Origin of the sequence: Streptomyces sp. NPDC048481 (genome assembly GCF_043200075.1) — a bacterium.
Taxonomy (GTDB): Bacteria; Actinomycetota; Actinomycetes; order Streptomycetales; family Streptomycetaceae; genus Streptomyces.
The window spans coordinates 497,338-517,667 of the sequence record NZ_JBICXC010000002.1 but is presented as its reverse complement, the minus strand read 5'-3'; the positions used below and the strand labels follow the sequence as shown (position 1 = coordinate 517,667).

Annotated in this window: 1 protein-coding gene (running past one end of the window); it reads left to right on the top strand. The window is 73.8% G+C overall.

The annotated features are described in order from the left end of the window. Positions 1-133 precede the first annotated feature (133 nt). On the top strand, positions 134-20,330 hold the 5' portion of the coding sequence (locus ACGFSH_RS08455; protein ID WP_393346240.1) for a non-ribosomal peptide synthase/polyketide synthase. It continues 2,108 nt past the right edge of the window; the window shows 20,197 of its 22,305 coding nt (coding positions 1-20,197); it begins with the start codon at positions 134-136; its stop codon lies beyond the right edge, outside the window.

The window sequence follows — 20,330 nt, the reverse complement described above, 5'->3', positions numbered from 1 at the left end:
CGGCGTCGCCGCCGCCTCGGATGAGCGTGCGATAACAGGCTGAAAGTGCTGCTCCCTACGGTCGGGCACCGTGTCGGACGTGCGTGTGCGCCCCGGCCTTACGAGTTGTCGACGAAGTACAGGAGCCAGCAGCGTGGACCGTCGTGCGACGCGCAATCCGATCGGGTCGAGCCTGGGCGGCGATGTGGCGATGATGTCGCTGCCCGCACTGGTCGAGGCGCAGGTGCGGCGAACTCCCGGGCACCCGGCCGTGGTTCTCGGCTCGACCGTGCTCAGCTACGCCGAACTCGATCGCCGGGCCAACAGGCTGGCCCGGCGGCTCATGGCCGTCGGGACGGGCCCCGAGCACGTCGTGGCGCTGGCCGTGCCGAGGTCGGCCGACGCGGTGGTCGCCATGCTGGCCGTGCTGAAGACGGGGGCGGCCTACCTGCCGGTCGACCCGCGCTACCCCGCCCGGCGGATCGCGTTCATGCTGAGCGACGCCCGTCCGTCGGTCGTGCTGACGACCGGCGCCACCCGTGCCGTGCTGCCCGACTCCGCGGCCCCCGTGGTCCTCCTGGACGACATCGACCTGACGTCGGGCGACGACACCGCCCCCGGCGTCACCGTCCGTCCGGAGAACGCGGCCTACGTCATCTACACGTCCGGTTCCACCGGGGTGCCCAAGGGCGTCGTCGTACCGCACGCGGGCGTCGCCAACCACATGCTGTGGCAGGCCGGCCGGTGGGGCGTCGACGCGTCGGACGTGGTCCTCGCCCGGACCGCCTTCAGTTTCGACGCGTCCGGCTCGGAGATCTGGCTGCCGCTGATCGCCGGCGCGACGGTCTGCATGGCGCCCGACGACGTGGTGGGCCTGCCGCACCTGCTGATCGAGTATGCCGCCGAACACGGCGTCACCGTCGCCCAGTTCGTGCCGTCGCTGCTGGCGGTCGCGCTGCCCGCGATCCGGGACGCCTCCGCTCTCGCGCTGCGTCTGCTCTTCGTCGCGGGAGAGGTGCTGCCGCCGTCCCTGGCGGACGAGGTCGTCACCAAGCTGGACCTGCGACTCGGCCACCACTACGGCCCGACCGAGGCCTCGATCGACGTCACGGCGTTCGAGGTGCGGCCCGGCGAGAGCTACCGGAACGTCCCCATCGGCTCCCCGGTCGCCCACACCCGGGTGCACATCCTCGACGGCGCCCTGCGCCCCGTCGGGCCCGGCGAGACGGGCGAGCTCTACGTGGCGGGCGTCCAGCTCGCCCGCGGCTACCTGGGACGGGCCGGCCTGACCGCCCAGCGGTTCGTCGCCTCCCCCTTCGCCGAGGGCGAGCGCATGTACCGGACCGGGGACCTGGCCAGGTGGAACGCCGAGGGACTCGTCGAGTTCGCGGGCCGGGCCGACGACCAGGTGAAGATCCGGGGCTTCCGGATCGAGCTGGGCGAGATCGAGGCGGCCGTCACGGAACTCGCCGAGGTGTCCGCGGCGGCCGTGACCGTGCACGAGGGCCGTCCGGGACAGCAGCGCCTCGTCGCCCACGTGGTGGGCGCGGTGGACGCCGCCACGGTGCGGGAGCGGCTGGCCGCCCGGCTGCCCGAGCACATGGTGCCGTCGGCGTACGTGCTGCTCGACGAGCTTCCCCTCACACCGAACGGCAAGCTGGACAGGGCCGCGCTGCCCGCGCCGGAACAGACCCTCGCCGTCGGCCGCGCGCCCCGGACGGCCGCCGAGGAGGTCCTCGCCGGACTCTTCGCCGACGTCCTGGGCGTGGAGCGCGTCGGCGCGGACGACGGCTTCTTCGACCTCGGCGGCGATTCGCTCCTCGCGGCCCGGCTGATCAGCCGTATCCGCACCGCGCTCGGCCGCGAGGTGTCGGTGCGTGCCCTCTTCGAGGCGCCCACCGTCGCCGGTCTGGCCTCCCGTCTCGACGAGGCGGGAGCGGCACGGCCGCCGCTGACCCGCACCCGGCGTCCCGACCCCATGCCGCTGTCGCACGCGCAGCGCGGGCTGTGGTTCCTGCACCGGCTCGAAGGCGCGAGCGCCACCTACAACATCCCCCTCGTGCTGCGGCTGACCGGGGAGGTGGACCCCGAGGCGCTCCGCGCCGCCGTCCGCGACGTCTCGCGGCGGCACGAGACCCTGCGGACGGTGTTCCCGGAGACGGACGGCGTCGCCCGCCAGGACGTGCTCGACACGCCCGCCGCGCTCACCGTCGTCAGCACCCCGGACCTCGACGGCGCGGTGCTCGCGGCGGCCCGCCACCCGTTCGAGCTCCGCCACGAGGCGCCGCTGCGGGCCACCCTGTTCTCGCGGCCCGGCACGGACGAACACGCGCTGCTGCTCCTGATGCACCACATAGCGAGCGACGGCTGGTCCGAGCGTCCGCTGATCGAGGACCTGTCCCTGGCCTACACGGCCCGTCGCGCCGGGCGGGAACCGGCCTGGGACGAACTGCCGGTGACCTACGCCGACTTCACTCTCTGGCAGGGCGAGGCGGACGGCGTCGACTTCTGGCGCACCGCGCTCGCCGGGCTGCCGCAGCGCGTCGAGCTGCCCACCGACCGCCCCCGGCCCCCGGCCGCGAGCTTCCGCGGTGACGAGGTGCGCACGCACCTCGACGCCGACCTGCACCGCGCGGCGACCGCGCTCGCCCGTTCCACCGGCCGCACCGTCTTCATGGTGGTGCAGGCCGCCCTCGCGGCGCTCATGACCCGTCTCGGCGCCGGCACCGACATCCCGCTCGGCACCCCGACCGCGGGCCGGCCCGACGAGCAGCTGGACTCGCTCGTGGGCTCCTTCGTCAACACGCTCGTGCTGCGCACCGACACGTCCGGCGACCCGACCTTCCGTGAACTCCTGGACCGGGTGCACGGCGCGGCCGCGGCCGCCTACCCGCACCAGGACGTGCCGTTCGACCGGCTGGTCGAAGCGCTCAACCCGGCCCGGTCCCTCTCGCACCACCCCCTCTTCCAGGTGATGCTCACCTTCGAGAACCTCGGCACGGCCGCGCCGGCCCTGCCCGGTCTCACCGTCGAGGTGGACGAAGCCCCCACCGGCGTCGCCAAGTTCGACCTCGACCTGCGCCTCCAGGAGCGCTTCTCCGACACCGGCGCCCCGGCCGGAGTGGACGTGGTCGCCGAATACTCCACCGACCTGTTCGACGGCTCCTCGGTCCGCACGCTCATCGCCCGGCTCGCCCGGCTGCTGCGTGCCGCCGTGGACGGCCCGCAACGCCGGATCTCCACGATCGACCTGCTCACCGCGGCCGAACGCGCCGTGATCCAGGGTCGTCGCGACCAGGTGGTCGACGAGCACGGCCGGCCGGTGCCCGACGGCGTGGCCGGGCTCCTCGACGGCGTCCCCGCCAGGTACACCCCCGACGGCCGTCTCGAACGCCTGTGCGCGCCGGTCCTCGTCGGGGGAGCACCGCTCGACGTCTCCCGCACCGTCCAGGCCCTGCTCGCCCACCCCGCGCTCGCCGACGCGACGGTGACGGACGGTCTCGTCGCCTACGTGGTGACCGCCCCCGGCCTGTCCGTGCGCTCCGTCGACCTTCGCGACCACCTCGCCCGGGCGCTGCCCGACTACCTCGTGCCGGAGACGTACGTCACCGTCGCCGAGCTGCCGCGCACCGAGGACGGCCGCCTCGACGTCGCCGCACTGCCCTCGCCCGCCGCCGCGCACCGCGAATCGACGGGCTCCGCCGAGGAGGAGCTGCTGGCCGCACTCTTCGCCGAGGTGCTCGGCCTGCCCGAAGTCGGCCCTCACCAGGGCTTCTTCGACCTCGGCGGCGACAGCATCGTCTCCATCAAGCTGGTCAGCCGTGCCCGCAAGGCGGGACTGCGCATCACCCCGCGCGACGTCTTCGAGCACAAGACCGTCGCCCGCATCGCCGCCGCCGCCCGCACGGCTGCTCCCCTGGCCCCCGTCGCCCAGGACATCGCCACGGGCCCGCTGCTGCCCACGCCGGTCATGGCGGACCTGCGCGACCTCGGCGGCCCCGTCGCCGGCTACCACCAGTCGATGCTGCTCGTCGTGCCGGCCGGGCTCGGCGCCGGGCGTCTGACCGCCGCGCTCCAGACCGTCCTCGACCGGCACGACGCCCTGCGGCTGACCCTGGACCAGGACTGGGGACTGGGCATCCCCGCGCCGGGCTCCGTCGCCGCGACCGTCCACCGCGTGGACACCGCCGGCGCCGACGCCGACGCGCTGCGCGAGGCGATCGACGAGCACGGCAGGGCCGCCCAGGCGGAACTCGACCCCTACCGGGGCGACCTGGTGCGCGCGGTGTGGTTCGACGCCGGGGCCGAGGCCGGACGGCTGCTGCTGCTCGTGCACCACCTCGCCGTGGACGGCGTCTCGTGGCAGCCCCTCCTCGGCGACCTCCGGGCCGCCTGGGAGGGCGAGCCCCTCGAACCGGTCGGGACCTCGCTGCGGCGCTGGAGCGCGCTCCTCACCGAGGAGGCCGGCAGGCGCACCGGCGAACTGCCCTTCTGGCGCTCGGTGCTGGAGACGCCCGACCCGCTCCTCGGCGAGCGGCCCCTGGACCCGGCGATCGACGTCCGGGCCGACGCCGGGACCCTGACGCTCACCCTGCCGGCCCACGTCACCGAGGCGCTGCTCACCTCGGTCCCCGCCGCCGTGCACGCCGGCGTTCGCGACGTGCTGGTCACAGGCCTGTCGCTGGCGGTCGCCGCGTGGCGCGGCCGGCGCGGCACCGATGCCGGCGCGCTGCTCCTCGAACTGGAGGGGCACGGCCGCGAGGACATCGTGCCCGGACTGGACCTCAGCCGCACGGTCGGCTGGTTCACCAGCGCGTTCCCCGTCCGTGTCGACCCGGGCGGCTCGGACGGCGTCCGCGCCCTGAAGCTCGTCAAGGAGCAGCTGCGCGCGGTGCCCGGCAACGGCATCGGATACGGGCTGCTGCGGCACCGCGACGCGCGGTCCACCGCCGAACTGGCCGCGTACGGCCGCCCCCAGCTGGGCTTCAACTACCTGGGCCGCTACGCCGCTCCCGAACTCGCCGACTGGGCGCCGGCCCCCGAGGCCCCCGCACTCGGCGCGGGCTTCGACGCGGCCGCGCCGCTCGGCCTGGGCATCGAGCTGGACGCCGTGACCGTCGACCACGCCGACGGTGCGCGGCTCGTGGCGACCTGGACCTGGTCGAACGCCCTGCTGGCCGAGGACGACGTCCGGGAACTGGCGGACGGCTGGTTCGCCTCCCTCACCGAACTCGCGGCCGTCGAGGGCGGCGGACTGACCCCGTCCGACCTGCCCCTCGTGGACCTCTCGCAAGGCGACATCGAGGAGCTGGAGGGGGCGCTGCCGGATCTGGTCGACGTGCTGCCGCTCGCCCCGCTCCAGGAGGGCCTGCTCTTCCACGCCCTGTACGACTCGGGCGCCGACCTCTACGCCGTCCAGGAGGTCTTCGCGCTGAGCGGGCCGCTGGACCCGGGCGCCCTGCGCACCGCGGCGTCCGCCCTCCTCGACCGCTACCCGAACCTGCGGGCGGGCTTCCACCACGAGGGCCTGCCCCGGCCCGTCCAGGTGGTCGTCGACGGCCTCGAACTGCCGTGGCGCGAGGCGGACCTCTCGGGACTCGCCCGGGACGAGCGCGAGCCCGCCCTCGCCCGGATCGTGGCGGAGGCGCGCGCCGAGCGCTTCGACCTGGGCCGGCCGCCGCTGCTGCGGTTCACCCTGGTGAAGCTCGCCGAGGACGAGCACCGGCTCGTCCTGGTCAACCACCACATCCTCTTCGACGGCTGGTCCATGCAGGTCGTGCTGGAGGAACTGTTCGCGCTCTACCGGGGCGAGACCCTGCCCGAGCCGGCGGCGTTCCGCGACCACCTGGCCTGGATGGCGCGACAGGACCGCACGGCGGCGCACGACGCCTGGCGGACCGCGCTCGACGGGCTCGCCGCACCGACCCTCCTCGCCGAACCGGGCACGGCGGCTCCCGCCCGCCCCGTCCAGGTCTTCTGCGACCTGCCCGACACGGTGTCCGAACGGCTCCAGGACCGGCTGCGCGAGCACGGGATCACCCTCAACACCGCCGTCCAGGGCCTGTGGAGCCTGCTGCTGCGCACCCGCACCGGCCAGGACGACGTGGTGTTCGGCTCCACTTACTCCGGACGTTCCGCGGAGCTGCCCGGCAGCGAGGCGATGGTCGGCATGTTCATCAACACGCTGCCCGTCCGGGTGCGGCTCGACGCGGCGGAGTCGCTGCCGGAGCTGATGCGACGGGTCCAGGACGAGCAGTCCCGGCTGATCGCCCACCAGTACCTCGGACTCAACGACGTACAGCGGCTCTGGGGGCCGGGCGACCTCTTCGACACGCTGACCATCGTCGAGAACTACCCGCACGACGACGACTGGGAGCCCGCGCCCGGCCTGCGCGCTAGCGCGCTGGAGGACCACGACGCCACCCACTACCCGCTGACGCTCTCGGTGCTTCCGGGGACGCGTCTGCGGCTGCGCCTGGAGTACCGGCCGGATCTGCTGGACGGCGCGCAGATCGACGTGCTCGCCGCCGACCTCGTCCGCCTGTTCACCGCCTTCGTGGACGACACCCGCGTGCCCGTGGGCGAACTCGTCGGGACGCGGACGGCCGAGACCGGGACCGTTCCCAGCGCGGCGCCGGCGCACGGTACGGGCGGCGAAGGCGGCTCGGACGGTGAGGGCGGCGTTCCCGTGCCCCTGTCGTTCCGCGCGCCGCGCACCCCGGAGCAGGAGATCCTCTGCGGTCTCTTCTCCGCCGTGCTCGCAGTGCCGACCGTCGGCATCGACGACAGCTTCTTCGACCTCGGCGGACACTCGCTCACCGCGATCCGGCTGCTCAGCCGCATCCGCTCGATGTTCAACGTGGAACTGGCCATCCGGCACCTGTTCGAGGCGCCCACCGTCGCCGAACTCGCCGAACGGATGACGGGCGCCGAGGAGTCCAGGCTCGCCCTCGGCCCGATGACGCGGCCCGAGCACATCCCCGTCTCGGCGGCGCAGTGGCGCCTGTGGTTCCTGTACCGGCTCGAAGGCCGCAGCGCCACCTACACCGTGCCGCTGCTGCTGCGCATGTCGGGACCCCTCGACCGGCCGGCCCTCGAAGCCGCGCTGGGCGACATGGTGGCGCGGCACGAGAGCCTGCGCACCCGCTTCCCCGAGGTGGACGGGCAGCCCCACCAGCTGATCGTCGACGCGGAGCAGCCGGACGTCACCCTGGTCGAGACCGACGAGAGCGGGCTCGCCGAGCAGCTCGCCGTCGCCACCCGCTACGGCTTCGACCTCGCCACCGAACTGCCGCTGCGGATCACCCTGTTCCGCCTCTCGGAGACCGAGCACGTCCTGCTCTTCCTGCTGCACCACATCGCCAGCGACGGCTGGTCGGACGCGCCGTTCGCGCGGGACCTCTCCGTCGCGTACGGCGCCCGGACCGGAGGGCGGGCGCCGGCCTGGCCCGCGCTGCCCGTCCAGTACGCCGACTACACGCTCTGGCAGCGCGAACTGCTCGGCTCCGAGAACGACCCGCAGAGCCTGCTGTCCCAGCAGCTCGCCTACTGGCAGAAGACCCTCGCCGGGCTCCCGGAGCAGCTGGAACTGCCCACCGACCGGCCGCGGCCGTCCGCCGCGAGCTTCCGCGGCGACGAGGTCCGCTTCGAGCTCGACGCCGACCTGCACACCGGGCTGCTCGAACTCGCCCGCCACACCAACACCACCCTTTTCATGGTGTTCCAGGCGGCGGTGGCCGGACTGCTCACCCGGCTCGGAGCCGGCGAGGACATCCCGCTCGGCGGCGTCATCGCCGGACGGACCGACGAGGCGCTCGACGAACTGATCGGCTTCTTCGTCAACACCCTGGTGCTGCGCACCGACACCTCGGGCAACCCCACCTTCCGCGAGCTCCTCGCCCGGGTCCGGGAGACCGACCTGGCCGCGTACGCGCACCAGGAGGTGCCGTTCGAGCGGCTGGTCGAGGTGCTCAACCCGACCCGCTCCCTCGCGCACCACCCGCTGTTCCAGGTCATGATCCTCTTCCAGAACAACGCCGAGGCGGACCTGGACCTCCCCGGTCTGCGGGCCGGTCTGGAGGACGTCGGTTCCGGCGTCGCCAAGTTCGACCTCGACTTCGACATGCAGGAGAACCACGGCCCCGACGGGGAGCCCGCCGGTCTGTCGGGCCTGGTCGAGTACGCCACCGACCTGTTCGACCGGTCCACCGTGCAGGACATCGTCGCCCGGCTCGCCCGGCTGCTGCGGGCGGTCGTGGCCGACCCGGACCAGCGGCTGTGGCAGACGGACATCCTGGCCCCGGCGGAACGCCGGGAACTGCTGGAGCAGTGGACCGCGCCGGTTGCGCCGTCCGAGCGCACGACCGTGCCCGCGCTGTTCGAGGCCGCGGTCGCCGCACACCCCGAGGCGGTCGCCGTCGTCGACGGCGCAAAACGCCTGACCTACGCGCAGCTGAACGCCCGCGCGAACCGGCTCGCCCACACCCTCGCCGCCCACGGCGTGGGACCGGAGTCCGTGGTCGCACTCGCCCTGCCGCGCGGCGTGGACCTCGTGGTGGGCGTCCTCGGCGTCCTCAAGGCCGGCGGCGTCTACCTGCCGCTGGACCCGAACTACCCGGCCGAGCGCATCGCCTACGTCGTGGAGGACGCCCGCCCGGCCGTCGTCGTGACCAGCCTGCGCGCGGACGTGGCCCTGCCCGACGGCAGCACCCGCCTCGTCATCGAGCAGCTCGGCGACGGCCCCGTCACCGACCCGGCACGCCCGACGCTGGACCCCGACAACGGCGCGTACATCATCTACACGTCCGGCTCCACCGGGCAGCCCAAGGGCGTCGTGATCCCGCACCAGAACGTCGTGCGGCTCTTCACGCGGACGGAGCAGTGGTTCGGCTTCGACGCCGGCGACGTGTGGACGCTGTTCCACTCCTACGCGTTCGACTTCTCCGTCTGGGAGCTGTGGGGGCCGCTGCTGCGCGGCGGCACGCTCGTCGTGGTGCCACAGGACGTGAGCCGCTCCCCGCTCGACTTCCTGCGGCTGCTCGAAGACGAGCGCGTCACCGTGCTCAACCAGACCCCGTCCGCCTTCTACCAGCTCATGCAGGCCGACGAGGAGAACCCCGGCACGGACCTGGCGCTCAGGTACGTGGTCTTCGGCGGTGAGGCGCTCGACCCGGGACGGCTCTCGTCCTGGTACGACCGGCACCCCGACGACTCTCCCGCGCTCGTCAACATGTACGGCATCACCGAGACCACGGTGCACGTCACCCATCACGCGCTCGACCGCGTCTCGGCGGCCGCCACCGCCGTCAGCGTCGTCGGCGCCGCCATCCCCGACCTGCGGGTGTACGTCCTCGACCAGGGCCTGCGGCCCGTCCCGGCGGGCGTCACCGGCGAGCTGTACGTGGCCGGCGCCGGACTGGCCCGCGGCTACCTCGGCCGCCCCGGCCTGAGCGCCCAGCGCTTCGTCGCCGACCCGTACGGCGCGCCCGGGACCCGCATGTACCGCACCGGGGACCTGGGCCGCCGGGCCGCGGACGGCACGCTGTCCTACTTCGGCCGCGCCGACGACCAGGTGAAGATCCGCGGTTTCCGCATCGAGCTGGGCGAGATCGAATCCGCGGTCCTGGACGCGCCGGACGTCACGCAGGCCGCCGTGGTCGTGCGCGAGGACCAGCCGGGTGATCCGCGGCTCACCGCGTACCTGGTCGGCGGCGACGCCGCGCGGGTCCGGGCGCACGTCGTGGACGTGCTGCCCGCCCACATGGTGCCCGCCTCCTTCGTCACGCTGGACCGGCTGCCGCTCACCCCGAACGGCAAGCTCGACCGCAAGGCCCTGCCGGCGCCCGCGCAGTCGGGCGCCGCGGAGGGCCGGCGACCGCGCGACCCGCGCGAGGAACTCCTCGCGGTCCTCTTCGCCGACGTGCTGAACGTGGACCGCGTCGGGATCGACGACAACTTCTTCGAGCTGGGCGGGCACTCGCTGCTCGCCACCCGGCTGATCAGCCGCATCCGCTCCGCGATGGGCGTGGAGGTGCCCGTCCGGGCGCTGTTCGAGACCCCCACCGTCGCCGGGCTCGCCTCCTGGACCGGCCAGGCGGGTGAGGCGAGGCGCGCCCTGGCGCCCATGGAGCGTCCCGAGCGGGTGCCGCTCTCCTTCGGTCAGCGCGGCCTGTGGTTCCTGAACCGGCTCGAAGGCCCCAGCTCCACGTACAACGTGCCGCTCGTCATGCGCTTCTCGGGGCCGCTCGACGTGCCGGCGCTGCGGACGGCCCTGCACGACGTCGTCGCCCGCCACGAGGGGCTGCGCACCCTGTTCCGCGAGGCCGACGGCACGCCGTACCAGCACATCGTGCCCGCCGACGAAGCGGTGGTGGACCTGATCGTCGCCGACGTCGACGACGAGCGGCACCTGCGGACCGCCCTCGCGGAGGCCGCCCAGTACCACTTCGACCTCGTCACCGAACTCCCCATCCGCTGCACCCTGTTCCGGCTCGGCGACGAGGAACACGCCCTGCTGCCCCTCATGCACCACATCGCCAGCGACGGCTGGTCGGAGACCCTGCTCGGCGACGACCTCTCCGTCGCCTACGCGGCACGGGCCGAAGGCCGTGCGCCGGGTTGGGCGCCGCTCGCGGTGCAGTACGCGGACTACACCCTGTGGCAGCGCGAACTGCTCGGACGCGAGGACGACCCCGACAGCGCGATCTCCCGGCAGCTCGCCTACTGGACCGAGAACCTGCGCGGCCTGCCGGAGCTGGTGAACCTGCCCACCGACCGGCCCCGGCCGCCGGTGGCCACCTACGGGGGCGCCGAGGCGCCGCTGCGCCTGGACGCCGCCCTGCACGACGCGCTCCTGCGTCTCGCCCGGCAGCGCAACACCACGCTCTTCATGACGATCCAGGCCGGCCTGGTCGCCCTCCTGAGCCGGCTCAGCGGCGACACCGACATCGCCGTCGGAACCCCGGTCGCCGGGCGCACCGACGAGGCCCTGGAGGATCTGTTCGGCTACTTCGTCAACACGCTCGTGCTGCGCACCGACGCCTCGGGCGACCCCACGTTCGCCGAACTGCTGGAGCGCGTGCGCGAGACCGACCTGGCCGCGTTCGCCCATCAGGACGTGCCGTTCGAGCGCCTCGTCGAGGTGGTCAACCCGGTGAGGTCGCTCGCCCGGCACCCGCTCTACCAGGTCATGCTGACGTTCGAGAACTTCGACGAGGTCAGCCTGAGCGTCCCCGGACTGGAGACCCGCCTGGAGGACGTGGTCGGCGACGCCTCCAAGTTCGACATGGACGTCCGTCTCCAGGAGAGGTACGGACCGGACGGCGAGCCCGCCGGGATCGTCGGCGAGATCGAATACGCCACCGACCTCTTCGACGCGGCGACGATGGACGCGTTCGGCGACCGCCTGATCCGGCTGCTCACCGCGGCCGCCGCCGACCCGGCCGCGCCGATCGCCGCGCACGACCTCCTGTCCGACGACGAGCGCGACACCGCCCTCGTGGACGCCGACGGACGCCTCGTGCCGCCGGGCGTGGTGGCCGCCCTCCCCTCGGGCGAGCTGGCCCGCCGCAACCCCGGCGGCACCACCGAGTTCCTCGGGCGTCCCGAGGACGTCCGCCTGGTGCGCGGCTTCCGCGTCAACCCCGTCGAGGTCGCGGCCCGGCTGCGCGAGGTCTTCGCGGACGCCGCCGTCGTCGCGGGCTCCGCCCGGGTCGTCGCCCACGTCGTCCACGACGGCGACGCGACGGCAGCACGGCACCTCGCCGGGTCCGTGCTGCCCGACTACCTCGTGCCCGCCGAGTTCGTCGTCGTCACCGAGATCCCCGACGTCCTGCCCGCCGAGGATCTCGCCACCGCCGCGGCCCGGCGCGGCCCTCGCACCCCCGCCGAGGAGATCATCGCCGGTCTCTTCGCCGAGACGCTGGGCGTCGCCGCCGTCGGCGTCGACGACAACTTCTTCGACCTCGGCGGCCACTCGCTGTCCGCGATCCGGCTGCTCAGCCGCATCCGGTCGCAGCTCGGAGCGGAACTGTCGGTCCGCTCGCTGTTCGCCGAGCCCACGGTGGCGGGACTCGCCACCCGGCTCGACGGCGCGGCCGTCGGCCGTCCCGCCCTGCGCCGCCGCGAGCGGCCGGCCCGCGTGCCGCTCTCCTTCGCCCAGCAGCGCCTGTGGTTCCTGCACCGGCTCGAAGGGCCGAGCACCACGTACAACGTGCCGATACTGATCAGGCTCACCGGCGAGCTGGACGCGGCGGCCCTCGAAGCGTCGCTGGGCGACGTCGTCGCACGGCACGAGGCGCTGCGCACGGTGTTCCCCTCCGACGCCGACGGAACCCCCTACCAGCGGGTCCTCGGAGTCGACGAGGCCAGGCCCGTCCTGGCCACCGACGTCGCGGAGCCCGCCGAGGCGGCCCGGCACGCCTTCGACCTCGAGACCGAACCCCCGCTGCGCGCCACGCTGTTCCAGGACGGCCCGGACGAGCACCGGCTGCTCCTGCTGATCCACCACATCGCCGCCGACGGCTGGTCGACCGGCGCCCTCGCACGGGACCTGTCGACCGCGTACGCCGCCCGGCGGGCCGGCCGGGCGCCGCGCTGGCCCGGACTGCCGGTCCAGTACGCCGACTACACCCTGTGGCAGTCCGAACTGCTCGGCGCCGAGGACGATCCCGAGAGCCTCGTCAGCGGTCAGCTGGCGTGGTGGAAGGGTGCCCTCGACGGCATGCCCGAGCTGCTCGCCCTGCCGACGGACCGGCCGCGGCCCGCCGAGGCGAGCCACCGCGGCGCCGAGGTCGCCCTCCGCATCCCCGCCGAGCTGCACGGCCGCCTCCAGGCGGTGGCGCGGGAGACCGGCACGACCCTGTTCATGGTCCTCCAGTCGGCTCTCGCCCTGATGCTGTCCAAGCTGGGCGCGGGAACCGACGTCCCGATCGGCACCCCGGTCGCGGGACGGTCGGACGACGGCCTCCAGGACCTCGTCGGGTTCTTCGTCAACACGCTCGTCCTGCGCACCGACGTGTCCGGATCGCCCTCCTTCCGCGACCTGCTGGACCGGGTCCGGGAGGCCGATCTGGCCGCGTTCGCCCACCAGGACGTGCCGTTCGAGCGCCTGGTGGACGTGGTGCGGCCCGGGCGCTCGCTGGGCCACCACCCGCTGTTCCAGGTGATGCTCGTCTTCGAGAACGACGACGAGGACGACTTCGCCCTGTCCGGCCTGACCGCCGCGTTCGACGAGGACGTCGACATGGGGGCGGCCCGCTTCGACCTGACCCTGCACGTGCGGGAGGCGGTCGGCGCGGACGGCGCGCCCGCAGGCCTCGGCATCGACCTGGAGTACGCCGAGGACCTCTTCGACGCCGCCACGGCGCAGCGGATGGCCGCGCAGTTCGTCCACCTGCTGGAGACGGTGAGCGCCGACGCGGACGTCGTCGTGGACCGGATCGCACTGCCGCAGGCCGTGCACGGCCGCGCCGGCGGAGCGCCCGCCGACCCGCCCACCCTGCTCGAACTGATCGGCGCGCAGCCGGCGGACGCCGTCGCGATCGTCGACGGTGACGTCGAGACGACGTACGGGCAGCTGCTGGCCGAGCCGCCCGCCGGCATCCTGGCCGCCGTCGTCAGCGGCGAGCCGTTCGTCCTGCGCACCCGCAGCGGCAGGCCCGTCGTCGTTCCGCAAAGCGTCGTCGCGGCCCGTGTCGCGGCCCGCCAGGGCGCGCACGGCCTGGACGGCACGGACCGCGTCCGGTCGGCGGCCGCCCCCGGAACGGTGGGCGAGATCGACGAGGTGCTGTGGCCCCTCACGGCCGGTGCGACCGTCGTACGCGCCGACCGCACGGCCCCGGCTCATGGCACGGCCCTCGCGCACGGCGCCACCACACTCCACGTCACGCCCTCCGAACTGGCCGTGCTCCTCGGCGACCCGGCGCTGCCTGCGGCCGGACTGCGCCGGGTGTTCTGCACGGGCGAGGCCCTCGCCGAGCCGTTGCAGCGCGCCTGGTTCGAGGCCGTGGACGTGCCGCTGTGGCACGGCTACTCGCTGACCGAGGCCGCCGGCGCCGTCACGGAGCGCGCGTGCGACCCCGACGACTGGGACACCGTGGTGCCGCTCGGCGCCCCGCTGCCCGGCACCGTCCTGTACGTCCTCGACGCCGGCCTGTGCCCGGTTCCGCCGGGCGTCGTCGGCGAGCTCCACGTCGGCGGGCCGCTGCTCGGCTCCGCGCCGACGGTGGTCGCCGACCCGTTCGGCGGCGAGGGCGCGCGGATGGTCCGCACCGGGGACCTGGCCCGCTGGACCGCCGACGGCGAGCTGGAGTTCGTCGGGGCGCCGCTGCCGGTGCCGGGCTTCACGGCCCACCCGGCGCAGCTGGAGGCGGCCCTGGCCGAACACGACGGCGTCGCCCGTGCCGTCGTGGCGGTGCGGGACGGATCCCTCGTCGCGTACCTGACGCCGGCCCACGGCCGTACCGTCACGCCCGCCGCCGTCACGGCCTTCGCCCGCGCCGCACTGCCCGATCATCTGGTGCCGGCCGCCATGGTGGTACTGGACAGGCTGCCGCTGACCGCGGACGGCCGGGTGGACCGCGAGGCACTGCCGTCGCCGCGCACCGCCGGCGACGGCGCGGACCGCGGCCCCGGCACGCCGGCGGAGGAGATCCTGCGGGGCCTCTTCGCCGAGATCCTCGGCGTCGAGCGGGTCGGCGTCGACGACGGGTTCTTCGAACTCGGCGGGCACTCGCTGCGCGCCACCCGGCTGATCAGCCGCATCCGCACCACGTTCGGTGTCGAACTGCCCGTCCGTGCGGTGTTCGAGTCTCCGACGCCGGCGGGTCTGGCGTCGCGTCTGGTGGGTGCGGACGCGGCGCGGGGGGCGTTGGTGGCGGGGGAGCGTCCGGCTCGGGTGCCGTTGTCGGCGGCGCAGCGCCGGTTGTGGTTCCTGCACGAGCTGGAGGGGCCGTCGGCGACGTACAACGTGCCGTTGGTGCTGCGGCTCGAGGGTGAGCTGGACGTGGCGGCGCTGGAGTGGGCGCTGGGTGATGTGGTGGGCCGGCACGAGAGTCTGCGGACGGTGTTCGCGGATGTGGAGGGTGTGCCGTATCAGCGGGTGCTGCCGGTGGCGGACGCGGGTGTGGTGCTTGAGGTGGCGCAGGTCGGTGCTGCGGATCTGGCTGCTGCTGTGGATGCCGCCGCTGGGCATGCGTTCGATCTGTCTGCCGAGTTGCCGTTGCGGGTGACGTTGTTGCGGGTGGGTGAGCGGTCGTCGGTGCTGGTGGTGCTGATGCATCACATCGTCAGTGACGGCTGGTCGTTGGGTCCGCTGGCGGATGATCTGTCGGCGGCGTACGCGGCGCGGCTGGATGGTGTGGCGCCGGGGTGGGCCGCGTTGCCGGTGCAGTACGCGGATTACGCGTTGTGGCAGGCGAAGGTGCTGGGTGAGGAGGGTGACCCGGCGAGCACGGCGGGCCGGCAGATCGAGTTCTGGCGCACCGCACTGGCCGGCGCGCCCGAACTGATCGAGCTTCCGCACGACCGGCCGCGTCCCGCGATCGCCTCCTACCGCGGCGGAGCCGTCGACCTCACCCTCGACGCCGCGTTGCACGGGCGTCTGCTGGCGGTGGCCCGTGAGTGCGGGGTGACGCCGTTCATGGTGGTGCAGGCCGCCGTGGCGGTACTGCTGTCGCGGATGGGCGCGGGGACGGACGTGCCGCTGGGCACGGTCGTGGCGGGCCGCTCCGACCAGGCCCTGGACGGGTTGATCGGGTTCTTCGTGAACACGCTGGTGCTGCGCACCGACGTGTCGGGCGATCCGTCGGTGCGTGAGCTGCTGGCCCGCGTCCGTGAGACGGACCTGGCCGCCTACGCAAACCAGGACGTGCCGTTCGAGCGGCTGGTCGAGGTCGTCAGCCCGCAGCGCTCGCTGGCCCATCACCCGCTCTTCCAGGTGATGGTGGTCTTCGACAACAACACCGAGGCCTCACTGACCCTGCCCGGTCTCGAGGTCCTCGCGGGCGACTCCACCACGACGATCTCGCAGTTCGACCTCTCGTTCGCCCTGTTCGAGCGCCATGACGCGGACGGCGCGCCCGCGGGGATCAGCGGCGAGATCGAATACGCCTCGGACCTGTTCGACGAGGCGAGCGCCGAGGAGCTGGGCAGGCGGTTCGTCCGCGTGCTCGAAGCCCTGGTGTCGGCTCCGGACGAGCCCGTCGGCGCGGTGGACGTCCTGGGCGCGGACGAGCGGCGGCGGGTGCTGGCGCAGTGGAACGACACGGCGGTGGCCGGCGCCGCAGAGGCGTCCGTGGTGGAGCGATTCGAGGCGCAGGCGGCGGCGACGCCCGATGCGACGGCGCTCACCTTCGGCGAAGACGCCTTGTCCTACCGCGAGTTGAACGCCCGCGCGAACCGGATGGCGCGCTTCCTCGTGGAGCGGGGCGCGGGTCCGGAGACATACGTGGCGGTGGTGCTTCCGCGGTCGGCGGAGCTGGTGGTCTGCCTGCTGGCGGTCCTGAAGTCGGGCGCGGCCTACGTTCCGGTGGACCCGGAGTTCCCCGAGGACCGCATCGCGTACGTTCTCGACGACTCCCGTCCGGTGCTGACCCTGACCGGGGAGGTCCTGGCGGGCTTCGGCGCGGGCGACGCGTACGACGACGGTGACCTGGGCGTTCCCGGCAGCCCCGGCCGGGCCGCCTACGCGATCTACACCTCCGGCTCCACCGGTCGGCCCAAGGGCGTCGTGATCTCCCATGGCGCGCTGGCCAACTTCCTCGGCTCGATGCAGGACCGTTTCCGGCTCTCCGCCGACGACCGGCTGGTCGCGGTCACGACGGTCGGCTTCGACATCGCCGGCCTGGAGATCTACCTGCCGCTCCTGAACGGCGCGGGCCTGGTCCTCGCCGACCGGGAGGCGGTCAAGGATCCGTCGGCCCTGGGCGCTCTGCTGAAGACGTCGGGCGCGACGGTGATGCAGGCGACACCGAGCTTGTGGCACGCGCTGACCGACGCCGGGGTGGACCTGTCCGGCCTGCGGGTGCTGGTGGGCGGCGAGGCGCTGCCGTCGGATCTGGCGGTGACGCTGGCCCGGTCCGCCCGCTCGGTGACGAACCTGTACGGCCCGACCGAGACCACGATCTGGTCCACTACCGCGGACGTGACGGCCTCGGACCGGGTGACGATCGGCCGTCCGATCGCCAACACGCGGGTGTACGTGCTGGACGCGGCGCTGCGCCCGGTGGCCCCGGGGGTGCCCGGTGAGCTCTACATCGCCGGTGAAGGCCTGGCCCGCGGTTATCTCGGCCGTCCGTCGCTGTCGGCGGAGCGGTTCGTCGCCGATCCGTTCGGCCCCGCGGGCGGGCGCATGTACCGCACGGGCGACCTCGTGCGGTGGACCGCCGACGGCGCCGTGGAGTACATCGGCCGCACCGACTTCCAGGTGAAGCTGCGCGGTTTCCGTATCGAACCGGGTGAGGTGGAGTCGGCCCTGAACGCCGTGTCGGGCGTGGCGGGGGCGACGGCGGTGGTGCGCGAGGACCGTCCGGGCGACCGGCGTCTGGTCGCCTACTACGTCGGTGACGCGGACCCGGCCGCCGTGCGGGCGCAGGTGGCCACCGCGCTGCCGGACTACATGGTCCCGGCCGCCCTGGTGGTCCTGGACGAGATCCCGCTGACGCCCAACGGCAAGGTCGACCGGGCGGCACTTCCCGCGCCGCAGTGGTCCACCACGGGCGGCGGCGGACGCCGGCCCGCCGACGGCCGCGAGGAACTCCTCTGCCGGATCTTCGCGGACGTCCTCGACCTGCCCGACGTCGGCCCCGACGACGACTTCTTCGGGCTCGGCGGGCACTCGCTGCTCGCCACCCGCCTCGTCAGCCGGATCCGCTCCGTCCTCGGGCGGGAGATCGGCATCCGTGCGGTGTTCGAGTCTCCGACGCCGGCGGGTCTGGCGTCGCGTCTGGTGGGTGCGGACGCGGCGCGGGGGGCGTTGGTGGCGGGGGAGCGTCCGGCTCGGGTGCCGTTGTCGGCGGCGCAGCGCCGGTTGTGGTTCCTGCACGAGCTGGAGGGGCCGTCGGCGACGTACAACGTGCCGTTGGTGCTGCGGCTCGAGGGTGAGCTGGACGTGGCGGCGCTGGAGTGGGCGCTGGGTGATGTGGTGGGCCGGCACGAGAGTCTGCGGACGGTGTTCGCGGATGTGGAGGGTGTGCCGTATCAGCGGGTGCTGCCGGTGGCGGACGCGGGTGTGGTGCTTGAGGTGGCGCAGGTCGGTGTTGCGGATCTGGCTGCTGCTGTGGATGCCGCCGCTGGGTATGCGTTCGATCTGTCTGCCGAGTTGCCGTTGCGGGTGACGTTGTTGCGGGTGGGCGGGCGGTCGTCGGTGCTGGTGGTGCTGATGCATCACATCGTCAGTGACGGCTGGTCGTTGGGTCCGCTGGCGGATGATCTGTCGGCGGCGTACGCGGCGCGGCTGGATGGTGTGGCGCCGGGGTGGGCCGCGTTGCCGGTGCAGTACGCGGATTACGCGTTGTGGCAGGCGAAGGTGCTGGGTGAGGAGGGTGACCCGGCGAGCACGGCGGGCCGGCAGATCGAGTTCTGGCGCACCGCACTGGCCGGCGCGCCCGAACTGATCGAACTCCCCCTCGACCGGCCGCGCCCGCAGACTCCCTCCTACCGCGGCGGGGTGGCCCGTTTCGAGACGGGCGCCGCGTTGCACGGGCGTCTGCTGGCGGTGGCCCGTGAGTGCGGGGTGACGCCGTTCATGGTGGTGCAGGCCGCCGTGGCGGTACTGCTGTCGCGGATGGGCGCGGGGACGGACGTGCCGCTGGGCACGGTCGTGGCGGGCCGCTCCGACCAGGCCCTGGACGGGTTGATCGGGTTCTTCGTGAACACGCTGGTGCTGCGCACCGACGTGTCGGGCGATCCGTCGGTGCGTGAGCTGCTGGCCCGCGTCCGTGAGACGGACCTGGCCGCCTACGCAAACCAGGACGTGCCGTTCGAGCGGCTGGTCGAGGTCGTCAGCCCGCAGCGCTCGCTGGCCCATCACCCGCTCTTCCAGGTGATGGTGGTCTTCGACAACAACGCCGACGCCGCCTTCGACCTCCCCGGTCTCGACGCCTCCTTCGAGGGGGCCGACCTCGGCGTGGCCAAGTTCGACCTGACCTTCCACCTGGAGGAGACGCCCGACGGGCTCCACGGAGAGGTCCAGTACGCCTCGGACCTGTTCGACGAGGCGAGTGCGCACGGCCTGGGCGAGCGGCTCGTCCGGGTGCTGGAGGGACTGCTCGCGGAGCTGGACGGCCGGATCTCGGCGGTCGACGTGCTGTCGGCCGGTGAGCGCGGCCGGATGCTGGAGGAGTGGGCGGGCTCCGCGCCCTCCGGCCGGGTCAGCGACGGCCGGTCGTTCCCCGAGCTGTTCGCGGCCCGGGTGGCGGCGGACCCCTCCGCGCCCGCGCTGGCCTTCGAGGGCGACGAGTTGACGTACGGCGAACTGGCGGCGCGGGTGGACGCGTTCGCCGGGCGCCTCGCCTCGTGCGGGGTGGGGCCGGAGACCGTGGTGGCCGTCGCGCTGCCGCGTTCCGTGGACCTGGTGGTGTCGCTGCTGGCGGTGCTGCGGGCCGGCGGCGCGTACGTGCCGGTGGACCCTGACTACCCCGCGGACCGGGTGGCGTACATGCTCGCGGATTCCCGGCCGGCCCTGCTGGTCAGCGACAGCGCGACGCTGCCGGGGCTCGGGGAGTGCCGGACGCCGGTGCTGCTCGTGGACCGGCCCGCCGGCGAACGCGAGCCGTCCGCGGCTCCGCGGGTGGAGCTGCGGGCGGACCACCCGGCCTATGTGATCTACACGTCGGGTTCGACGGGCCGGCCCAAGGGCGTGGTCGTGCCGCACGGCGGCATCGCCTCCCTGTCCCGTGCCCAGCAGGACGCGTTCGGGGTGGGACCGGGCAGCCGGGTCCTTCAGTTCGCCGCGCTCAGCTTCGACGCGGCGGCCTGGGAGATCGTGATGGGGCTGCTGTCGGGGGCCACCCTGGTGGTCGCCCCGGCGGAGCGGCTGATGCCGGGACCTGATCTGGCCGCGCTCTGCGCCGAGCAGGCCGTGACGCACGTGACCCTGCCGCCGACGGCGCTGTCGGTGCTCGCGGACGACGCGCTGCCGGCCGGTGCGACGGTCGTCGTGGCGGGCGAGGCCTGCCCGCCGGAGCTGGTGGCCCGCTGGTCCGCGGGCCGCCGCATGATCAACGCCTACGGTCCGACCGAGACGACCGTGTGCGCCACCATGAGCGCGCCGCTGTCGGGCGGGATCGTGCCGCCGATCGGCCGTCCCATCCCGGGGACCCGGGTGTACGTGCTGGACGCGGCCATGCGCC